Source organism: uncultured Gimesia sp., assembly GCF_937910335.1.
GTDB lineage: Bacteria > Planctomycetota > Planctomycetia > Planctomycetales > Planctomycetaceae > Gimesia.
Genome location: NZ_CALEMX010000587.1, coordinates 1 through 10,159, shown reverse-complemented (window position 1 = coordinate 10,159; position 10,159 = coordinate 1). Strand labels below are relative to the sequence as shown.

Sequence of the window (10,159 nt, the reverse complement as noted above, 5' to 3'; positions counted from 1 at the left end):
TCCTTTCATCCCCAGTTGGAATCGTGTGCAAAGTGCGATTCCTGATATCTTCAAACACCTGTGTTACGCCATTGATGATGACTACCGGGAGTTTTCCTAAAGCGATGATCGAACCAGTTGAGCATTCCGCTGTCAGCGAATACCGATTTCTCGTCGAAAATCATTTGAGGGTGATTTACCCCGATTTAGACCATACCACGTTTGCCCAGAACCTGATTGACATCATGTCTCCCGAGGGGAAATGTCACACGCCCCAGACGCATCAAAACCACTGGGATCAAAACGATGCCGTTATGATTAGCTATGGCGACAGTCTGCTCAAAACGGAGCAGCAACCTTTGGAAACATTACGGAAATTCTCAGCAGAATTCCTGAAAGAAACGATTAATGGAATTCACATTCTTCCTTTTTTTCCCTATAGCTCGGACGATGGTTTTTCAATCATCGATTACAAACAAGTCAATCCTGAACTGGGAGACTGGAGCCACATCAACGCGATCGCTGACGAATTTCAATTGATGTCCGACCTGGTGATTAATCATTGTTCAAGTCAAAGCCAATGGTTTCAACAATTCAAACAGGGCGTTATACCGGGTAAAAATTATTTTTGCTGCGCAAACCCCGACGATGATCTCGCTGAAGTAATACGACCAAGAACAAATGAGTTATTGCAACCGATCGAAACACCCAAAGGCACGCGTCATGTCTGGTGCACATTCAGTTCGGATCAGGTCGATTTGAACTTTGCCAATCCACAGTTACTTCGTGAAGTTGTCAAAATCGTGAAATTATATCTGGATCAAGGCGTGAAAATATTTCGTCTGGATGCGATTGCTTTTCTCTGGAAAATACCGGGCACGAACTGTTTGAGTCTGCCGGAAACACATGAAATTGTAAGATTATTACGGACATTGATTCAATTTGTCTCACCCAAAGCCATGATCATCACTGAGACGAATCTTCCCAACCAGGAAAATCTGTCTTACTTTGGAAACTCGAATGAAGCCCACGCGATCTATAATTTCTCACTCCCACCCCTGTTAGTAAACGCACTACTCTGCGGCAGTTGTCAGCATTTAAAAACGTGGATGATGAGTATGCCTCCCGCCTTGCATGGCACAACCTATTTGAATTTCATTGCCTCGCACGATGGCATTGGACTCAGGCCGGCAGAAGGTCTGATGAATGAGGAAGAAATGAACCAAATGGTTTCCATGATGGAACAGTTTGGCGGACGGATCTCAATGCGAGCCCTCGCCGGAGGTTCCATGCGACCTTATGAAATTAACATTTCGTTAATCGATGCCCTGCAGGGAACACTAGAAGGACCGGATGAATGGCAAATCAAACGGTTCCTATGCGCGCATGCCATCATGTTTGCGCTGGAAGGAATTCCCGCTATCTATATTCACAGTTTTCTGGGCACGCACAATGATCTGGCGGCCGTTGAAAAGACGGGGCAGAACCGTTCGATCAACCGTCTTCGTTGGGATTACGATCAATTACTGAAAGTACTGGCCGATGTAAATTCCATACACGCACGCATATTTCAAGGCATGTGTCACCTGCTGAAAATTCGTAGACAACAACCCGCTTTTCATCCAAACGCAACACAGTTTACACTCCACCTGAACGACAGCGTGTTTGCTTTCTGGCGTCAGAGTATGAATCGGCAGCAGAGCATTTTTGCAATCAATAATGTCACGAAGCACGAACAGATCGTTCCATTATCAGAGATCAATCTGATCGGCACCGATTCGTGGGTTGATCTGATCAGCGGTGAACTCTACTCGGATCTGCACGCTGATCTCATCCTTAAACCCTACCAAGTCATCTGGCTGACAAATTTATCGGAGCAATCATAGTTAAGAACGAAGAGGCATCCGCGTACACTCTACTCCCCCGTCGGCATTTCAACCTGATTCTGAAAACAAAGTTCATAGCCATCAGGGTCTTTAACGAAAAGTTGATTCATCCCATAGAAAGCAACTTTCGGAGGTTCCAGTGAAAGGCCCCTGGACACCAATTCTTCGTACATCTTGTGGGCATCATCACACAAAAAAAAGAAGCCGACACCCTTGCAACGTTCTTCCACAGTACCGTCTTCTTCGGGAACAGCTAACTGTAACATGATCGCCGCATTTCCACGTTCCAGACGACACCAGGCAAGTTTACCGTCAGGCTCCCATTTGAGCTTCAGTTCAAAACCAAGTCCATCGCAATAAAAGGCAGATGAATGAACGATGTCATCAACATACAATAGAGGCACAAGTTCTTGAATTGCTGTCGCAGCTCGTTGCATGGAATTCTTCACTTTCTGAACAAGGAAGCTAATAAAAATGCCTCTATTACAATCGCATGAAACACAGTTTTCAATATGTATTGACAGAAGAAATCCTGTCTTTTTTGCTAAAATGAACAGGACAAGGACTCAGACAGTCTCCTCGTAACCTTTCAATGAAGAATAAAAATGCCTATCATGGAATCGAGTTCTTAAACAAATCTCTCTGTTAATTTCTTCTAACCATAGTTCCAGAACCTTATCCAGGATTAATGACATGTTAACGAGCCTGCTTATGCCAATCATTTTGTCAGCGATCGCTTTATTTTTTGCCAGTTTTTTGACTTGGATGGTCTTTCAACTCCATCGTGAAGACTGGAAAAAAATGGAGAAAGAAGACGAGTTTCTCAAAACAATGACCGACCTGAATGTTCCACAAGGTAACTATATGTTTCCAGGCTGTGACACTCCCGCAGACATGAAAACTGAGGAATACCAGCAAAAATGGAATAATGGTCCAGCCGGCGTGATGACTGTGTTTCCGAAAGTGGGCATGGGAAAAAAATTGGGACTGACGTTTGTCTATTTTCTGGTCGTCAGTTTTTGCCTTGCCTACCTTTCGACATTAGCAATTGCCCCTGGCGCGGAGTTCAGGGTTGTCTTTCGATTCATGTCAACAGCGGGACTGTTAGTTTTTTTATCCTCAGTCGTGCAACACTCCATCTGGTTTCACAATCGTATCATTGGGCACATCATCGAATCGATTCTCTACGCCGCGATTGTTGGAATCATCTTTGGATTCATGTGGCCCGCCGCTTGAAACCACAATCCACTGAGTTATTAATTTGCCACTTAGGAAATAAAACATGACTGATTCACTGCCTTTATCAGGTAAAAAGTTTCTGCTCTTCGTTGGAGAAGATTATGAAGATCTTGAACTTTGGTATCCCAAATTTCGCCTGGAAGAAGCAGGAGCAGAAACCACACTGGCAGGCTTAGAAGCGGGTAAAACGTACTTGGGAAAACATGGATACCCGGCGGTCTCAGAAGCCACAATCGATAGCATCAACTCTACCGATTACCAGGGCGTGATTTGCGCAGGTGGCTGGATGCCCGATAAACTCCGCCGTTTTGAAAAGGTTTTATCGCTACTCACCGAATTTCACGCCAGAGAAAAATTGATAGCCGCCATCTGTCATGGAGGCTGGATGCCCATTTCAGCGGGCATTTACTCAGGAGTCAAAGTCACTAGCTCTCCAGGGATCAAGGACGACCTGATCAATGCGGGTTGCATCTGGGAAGACGCTTCCGTTGTCGTAGATCGTCATTTTGTTTCGAGCCGTCGCCCGGGAGATTTACCTGACTTTTGTCGAGGAATATTGGACGTATTACATTCCACAAAAACATCAGAATCTTTTATGGACTAAATACCTTTTTTGCCCGTCGCTGCAATTCAGCATTCGTATGTGTTTTTAACTGTTTTTGAATTTCTGAATGAACCAGTTCTCCTGAGAGTTTCTGCATCTGAACAGCATCCAGCAATGCCACTATGCGTGATTCGGTTCTCATGAGCGACTCCAATGCAATCTTACCGTTTCGGGGAGTCAGAATGGGAATCGCCTTGATCAATTCCTGTGTTGCTTCTGAAGAATCAATATCGCCAATTCCACTCACTGCCCCCATCTGTAATTCTGCTTGCTTAGGATCTACCAGATATTTTTTCAACTGTGCTTTGCAAGTTTGATAATCCAACATGGCAATCATCCTCACTGCATCGTAACGCGTTCCTGATTTGATTTGTGGATCGTCGGCCATCTTGACCGACTGCAGTAGTGCATGTTTCCAGCGAGCAGAAAGTTGCTTGTCTCCTTTTAATATCCCTTCAATCCGTGCACGTGGCCAATCGCCGGCAATCGTGATTCCATTGACGATTCCTCCACCAATGACAACGGCCTGCCAGCGTTGCAGAGTCCCCTGCGCTTCAGGCAATGAGGCATCCAATAATTTTTTGATTTCTTCAGCCTGATTCCGTTTTCCCAGTGCCACCGCTGTGCGCCAGATATCTGGAATTTCACGATACTCGTCTTTGGTTCCCACCTTTACACGGGCCACTAAAGATTTAATCTTCGTGATCGGATCGATCGGATCAGAGGGGGCCTTCAACTCTCCCGCATTCACAGGAACAGCCTGATTCTGACTCTCTACAGGATTACTGGTGATGGAAATTTCTGAAAGAAAAATCCACCCTTGCTGACTTTGAAAATCGATACGAACAAAGCGAGTCTGCTGAGGAGGCAGATTGACCTCAACGGTTCGAGGATCAAGCTCAAACAGCCCCAGACCGTCAGGCTGATCATCAAATTTTGAGAATTTGACATGGTTCCCATACTGCTGACCGTTATTACTGAAAGACACCACAATCGAGGAGGGAGCATGGATAGAACCCGGTTCATGATTCACGCCATACACAATTTTCAAGGAACGTAGTGGTATTTTTCTCCCCATATCAAAGTCGAGTCTAGGCTGTGGTTGAGAACCGGCAAATCGAAATCCCATCCATTGACCATCATTAAACCGTGCGGAACCCAGTGATTGATTGACAAGCTTCTTGCGATTGGGACCATCGGGATAATTAGCATCCGGTCGAGAAGCTCCTGTGTACTTGTAACTAACGGGGGAACTGTTTTCCTGAATAAAGACCAGCAAATCAGCCATCGCTTCCGGAGAAATTTCCCGTTCCAAACCTTCCGGCATCAAAGATTTACCAGTATTGATGAATTCTTCGATCTCGGTCCTGAGAATGGTCTGAACTTTTCCCTGCTGCCCTTTCAAGGTAATACTGTTACTTTGCTCGGACACCAGAATTCCGGTATTAATTCGCCCGTCTTCAGTTACGACCAGATAAGAGGCATACCGACCATCTACCGCCTTATTCGGGTCAAGTAACGAAGTCAGTAAAAATGATTTCGACTGATCGGTCAACGCAGCCAGATCCGGACCGACTACATGCCCTTTGCCATTCAGCCGATGACAGGCGGCACACTGTTTCTCAAAAACCACGCTTCCGCGCGTGATGTTACCCTGCTTCAAATTGATCGACTGATATTTCTTTAGTGCCGCCTCCCGACTCGCACTGGTTGCGACGGTAAATAGTTTTCTGGCCCGTTGACTGACTTTTTTATTTTTATGATCTATCAGTCTTTGGCGGTTGGTAAGATCGATCTGAACAGGTTGAATCAACTTCTGTTCAATTCTGCTTAATAATTCCATCGTTGTTGTTTCACGTATCAATAATTGACTGAGTACTTCCGCTTGTAACGCAGGAGTAAACTGCTTCCAATTATGAAAAACCAATTCAATGGCTTCAGCGCTCCCTGTATTGATTAAACCACGTATCGCTGCCATTTGTACTTTCAATGAACTCTGTGGCGTTAACAAACCAGAAATCAACTGCAGATCTGCCTGGCGCTGACCCGTAATTAATACAAATTCAATGGCGGCAATTCGGTCAGATTCAACACGCTGATTATTCGTAATCAATTCACTGGCACGTTCGTGTAAAGTCTTGATTTGCGTCTGAAGAGTCTGATCTTCTATCTTTTTGACAGCGCCTGTCACCATGAAAATTCGAGAGAGGGCAGTCCATTCCCATAATGGGATTTTCTTATTCTGTATAGAATGAGTGAGTAATTCGTTTGAGATTTCCCCCAAAACTACAGGATCTTTTATCGCGATTGCCATCCCTGAGAGTGCTTCAAATACTGGTAGCAATTTCGGTTTTTGGCTGATTTGCGGGATCAATACTGCAATGGCAGATGCTAAGCGATTTCGTTCGAAACTGGTCAGCACAGCCGATCTGATGTAGACATTCTCAGAATGCCCTTCCATCAATTGCAATAATGCCTCGGTAGCAGCTTCACCTTTCAAATACCCTAACGAGTAAGCCAACTGCAATATCACGGGCAAACTCTTTTCCTGACTCACTCGTTCCAATATAGAGTTCGCTAATTGAGCTGACTGGTTCAAAAATGGCTCCGACAAACGGATCGCCTCTCTGCGAACTCCCTCATGGGAATCGATGATCCGTGGCAGTAGCAGCGAAGCGTCTAAAGCATCCAGTCCATCCAAAGTACACATCGCCTGCAAACGCGACTCTGGCAGCACTTCGCTACCGGCGATCAATTTTAATGGAGCGATCGTTTCCAAATCAGCACGCAAAACAATCTCCTGCTGTGCCATATCTCGTAATGTACCATTACTGCTTTTCAAAAGGTTGACAAGGTCTGTCGAATTCATTTGTTTCAGATCAGGCACAGATTTCAGCCGCTGATCTTTTCGTGAAATCCGATAAATGCGTCCGCGTGTGTCACCAGCGCGCACGTTGAGCTTAGCAACTGCTTCGGGAGACAGCCATTTGGGATGTTCGATGAGATAACGATACATGTCCACAACAAACAATGATCCATCGGGACTCATTCGAGCCTGCACAGGACGAAACCAGTTATCCGTGGACGTTAAAAATTCGCGATCCTGTTCTTCAGAGGCACGACTCCCGAAAAAGGTGACACCGTCCGATTGAAGTACCATACGATGCACAAGCTGATTGACAGGTTCGCATACAAAAGCATTATTATTAAAAGCTTCACCGAGAAAGAGATCACGGTAGAGCCCCAGTCCACAAACGGATGTCGGACGCCCGCGAGGCCCACTTAAGTGGAATTGAACCAGTTCACCCACCGGGAAAAGTTGGCTGGAATCAGTCCCCCGAGGAACTGATACTTCGGGCGGGGGAGAAACGACAAACGGATTCTTCCGATAGTACGATTCATTGACCGGATAATGCACACAGAGACTCCCATTACGACAGCCGAACCAGTTTCCCCAGTCATCACGAACACGGCCCTGCTGAGTTCGTCCGCTTACCGGCTCCAGTTCTCCGGTCTCCGGCTGAAAACGAAAATCTCGATTGGTAACATTCACCGTCTGGCCATTAAAAGATTTAATGATTCCGCCAAATAAACCACCTGAAGCATAGACCCAGTTATCGAGGCCAGGAACCAGACTATTCACACGCGCCTGAAAATTGTGCGTCGCAAAACCAGTTAAAACTTTTCGTTTGATGTCAGCCTTCCCATCTCCATCTGTGTCTTCTGCATAGAGGACATCCGGAGCCGTACAAACCAGAACCCCCTGCTTCCAGACCATCACACCAGTCGGGAATGAAAGCCCATCAAGAAAAACGGTCGCTCGATCATAAACTCCATCCTGATCCAGATCTTCCAGATATTTGACGACGCCCCCCGGTTTCAGATTCCCATCCATGCCAGATGGATAATCACGCATTTCAACAACCCATAATTTTCCATCCGGACCAAATTCAACCGCGACAGGATCGATTACCAATGGCTCTGAGGCAACGACTTCGACCTTGAGATTGTGAGCATAATTCATGCGCGAAATCGATTCCGCCGGAGACAATGGTCGCTTGCCACCAGTCTGGCTCACGTCTTCTGTCACCCGAAATGATTCTGGGATTTGTCGATTGACTTCGTCAAGAATTTTTTGCTCTAACCCGGGAGCAAAAGGACCAGGCAGGTCATACCAGACCATTGCGTTTCGGCCTTCATAACCACCTTCCTGCAGAACTCGCTCGGAAGGAATATAACAAGGTACATCATTTGAATATGATGTCACCCACATTTTCTCACCGAATTGATTCTTGATCGACTGAGAATAATCGATCACCACTTCGCCACCCAGAAAGACCATTGCCAGGTCATTCCCAAACACCCATGATTTCACAGGGTAATTGATTTTCTCAGTTAAAGACTGCCCCTGTTCTAATCGCTTCAGATTCTTTTTCGCGTGATAACCGGTAATCCCTTTTTTCTGTGAACGTTGCCTCCATTCATCTTCGGTCGGTAATTTATCCAGAGCGAGAATAATCTCTTTACTTTCGGCAATGAGCTTTCCAGAAATCGGCGTTAATTTCGTTTTAAGTCGCCGGCGCACACCATCGGCAATTTCTTTTCCATTAACGCGCGCTGCACCTTGATCATCACCTCGAAACTTTGGATTCTGATCGGCGCCACAACCAATTACCACCATCGCCATACTTCCCGGGAGATCAGCTTCAATACCCTCTACAGCACAACCAGCCCAATCTCCAGACATGAAGGGAACTCCCCCTAATGTAGTACAATGGCAGGCATAGTTGACAAGTATCGCACGTGTCTGACCCGCTTCATTTTTCACTCGCAGGATCGGAAGGCTATGATCTTTCGGACCAGTAATCTGCCTTCGGTTTTTTGCAAAAGTTGCAGATCCAATTCCCCAGTCCAGAATTGAAGGTTGCGCGTCTTTGATGGCATTCACAGCAACCTGTGTAAGCTTTGTAATGAGATCCTGTGTGTATCGATTGATCACAGCCAACTCTTGCAAGGAGAGATCTTTAATATACAAGTTCAATAAGACATCCTTGAGCATCGGAGCAGAATGTGTATGCGTGGAACAGATCACAAGATTCTCAGACGCGATTTTATATTTCTCTTTCAGATTCGAAATAACCGCTTTCGTGACGGATGCAGACACGCCGCAATTATCGACAGAGATCAGAACATGCGGTTGCCCCCGTTCATTTCGCACGGCAATCGCACGCGCCCACAACTGCTGTTCCACTCGAGAGATCAATTCTGTATTTCGTGATGCATAACCACTCAACAACACGGGATATTCAGGAGTAATATCTACTTTGGCGATACCAACTAAATAGGTACTCTGATCTTCTGCAGAGAGACTGGATATGTAACCAGCGAACACAGTCACTACTAAGAAAAAACGGATTAGAATTATCTTCTGCATCTTAGTCTCCATATACATTAATAAATCAGTAGTGCATCAAAGTGATCGAACCTGGAACCTGGATCAACTGCCGCCGATCTAGAACTTTCAGTGTAACTGTTTCGCTCGTTCTGTACCAATCCACTAAAACGACATTCTTCTTAAATATGACACCACACTGAGTAAAAACCAGAGCCGGATTCCCAATCGCACGCTTGAGTGTTACTCTTATGAAAGAATGTTGCCTTGCATTTCCTTGTTAATTCAGGAAGTCTCAAAGGCCAGAAATGCAAGCGTGCAGCCTATTGACCTCACAATAGTCTACATGTAAAATGAGCGATGATTCTATTCATCTGCCAGGGACTAAGATGCCACATAGCAATTTGCAACGAGAGATTAGAAAAAAACAACCTTTCGATTCCCTCGAACAGGAAGCCATCCTGAACATCTTGCGAACCAGCGATATCTTCCACAATCAATTCGGAAGGCTATTCAGAGAATTTGGCGTAACACCATCCCAGTATAATGTACTGAGAATTCTAAGAGGAGAAGGAAAGCCGATGCCTTCTCTGGAAATCGCGGATCGAATGGTGCAGGTTGTACCAGCAATTACCGGCTTGATTGATCGACTTCAGGCACAGGATTTCGTGAAACGAAAACGCTGTACCGAGGACCGCCGCGTTGTATTTATTGAAATAACCGCAAAGGCTTTAACTCTGTTAAACCAGATGGATGAGCCTGAACTCAATCTACACCGGAAACTCATAGGCCACTTAAGTGCCGAGGAACTCTCTGATCTCTCTCGGCTGCTGGAAAAAGCACGTACCTCTCTGACAACAGATAATTAAAGCCAGAATTTTTTCAAACACAACGATTGCATGGTAAGATTATCTGCACCTGATTCGAAGCGTCGACATGATCTTGCTTTAACCATGAAACTGGAAACAGAGGGCCCTCACTTTCATTCACGAACCATAGGTGACTGGTAAACAAATTTATTTAAAAAGACAGGAAATAATCTTTTCAGTGAAATTCTGA

Annotated in this window: 6 protein-coding genes; 4 read left to right on the top strand and 2 right to left on the bottom strand. The window is 45.4% G+C overall.

Annotated features, from left to right (window positions below):
* Positions 1-104: 104 nt before the first annotated feature.
* Positions 105-1,865, top strand: coding sequence for a sugar phosphorylase (locus Q0668_RS23900; protein ID WP_298869063.1), 1,761 nt, complete (start codon positions 105-107; stop codon positions 1,863-1,865).
* A 29-nt stretch (positions 1,866-1,894) separates the two neighbouring features.
* On the opposite strand, the gene Q0668_RS23895 is transcribed toward Q0668_RS23900, so the two are convergent.
* Positions 1,895-2,302: a VOC family protein gene (locus tag Q0668_RS23895; RefSeq protein ID WP_298869062.1), complete on the bottom strand. Its 408-nt coding sequence runs from the start codon at positions 2,300-2,302 to the stop codon at positions 1,895-1,897.
* Between the two features lie 256 nt (positions 2,303-2,558).
* Here Q0668_RS23895 and Q0668_RS23890 point away from each other — a divergent pair, with 256 nt between their 5' ends.
* Positions 2,559-3,101 (top strand): hypothetical protein, encoded by a 543-nt coding sequence (locus Q0668_RS23890; protein WP_298869061.1) that lies wholly within the window; start codon positions 2,559-2,561, stop codon positions 3,099-3,101.
* A gap of 46 nt (positions 3,102-3,147) precedes the next feature.
* Entirely contained in the window at positions 3,148-3,708 is a 561-nt protein-coding gene (locus tag Q0668_RS23885) for a type 1 glutamine amidotransferase domain-containing protein (RefSeq protein WP_298869060.1), read from the top strand.
* Here the strand turns inward: Q0668_RS23885 and Q0668_RS23880 are convergent.
* On the bottom strand, positions 3,698-9,142 hold the full coding sequence (locus Q0668_RS23880) for a neutral/alkaline non-lysosomal ceramidase N-terminal domain-containing protein (protein ID WP_298869059.1): 5,445 nt from the start codon (positions 9,140-9,142) through the stop codon (positions 3,698-3,700). The two genes, Q0668_RS23885 and Q0668_RS23880, sit on opposite strands and share 11 nt — an antisense overlap.
* 347 nt (positions 9,143-9,489) lie before the next feature.
* Here Q0668_RS23880 and Q0668_RS23875 point away from each other — a divergent pair, with 347 nt between their 5' ends.
* On the top strand, positions 9,490-9,969 hold the full coding sequence (locus Q0668_RS23875; RefSeq protein WP_298869058.1) for a MarR family transcriptional regulator: 480 nt from the start codon (positions 9,490-9,492) through the stop codon (positions 9,967-9,969).
* Positions 9,970-10,159 lie beyond the last annotated feature (190 nt).

Excerpts from the sequence above, each read along its gene's own strand:
- Q0668_RS23900 (WP_298869063.1), top strand. The coding sequence starts at position 105 with ATGATCGAACCAGTTGAGCATTCCGCTGTCAGCGAATACCGATTTCTC.
- Q0668_RS23895 (WP_298869062.1), bottom strand. The coding sequence starts at position 2,302 with ATGCAACGAGCTGCGACAGCAATTCAAGAACTTGTGCCTCTATTGTAT.
- Q0668_RS23890 (WP_298869061.1), top strand. The coding sequence starts at position 2,559 with ATGTTAACGAGCCTGCTTATGCCAATCATTTTGTCAGCGATCGCTTTA.
- Q0668_RS23885 (WP_298869060.1), top strand. The coding sequence starts at position 3,148 with ATGACTGATTCACTGCCTTTATCAGGTAAAAAGTTTCTGCTCTTCGTT.
- Q0668_RS23880 (WP_298869059.1), bottom strand. The coding sequence starts at position 9,142 with ATGCAGAAGATAATTCTAATCCGTTTTTTCTTAGTAGTGACTGTGTTC.
- Q0668_RS23875 (WP_298869058.1), top strand. The coding sequence starts at position 9,490 with ATGCCACATAGCAATTTGCAACGAGAGATTAGAAAAAAACAACCTTTC.